The 255-nt window shown below is 67.5% G+C and carries 1 protein-coding gene; it reads left to right on the top strand.

Features of this window, described 5'->3' with window-relative positions; translation table 11 throughout:
- The coding region (locus IB256_RS30540) for an FAD-binding protein (RefSeq protein WP_225602050.1) at positions 1–255 on the top strand (255 nt) is incomplete at both ends.

Raw genomic sequence — 255 nt, forward strand, 5'->3', positions numbered from 1 at the left:
CGGCCGCCGTCAAGGTCATCACCGTGCGTGGCACCGGCTTCGACGCCGTGGCTGCCGAAGGTGGCTCCGCCGCTGTTGAAGCCGTTTCCGGCCCGGCCGATGCTGGCAAGTCCGCCTTCGTGGGCGAGGAACTGGCCAAGTCCGACCGTCCGGAACTGACCGCTGCCAAGATCGTCGTTTCCGGCGGCCGTGGCATGGGCAATGGCGACAACTTCAGCATCCTCTACTCCCTGGCTGACAAGCTGGGCGCTGCCG

The organism is Pseudomonas sp. PDM17 (assembly GCF_014851985.1).
Lineage (GTDB): Bacteria > Pseudomonadota > Gammaproteobacteria > Pseudomonadales > Pseudomonadaceae > Pseudomonas.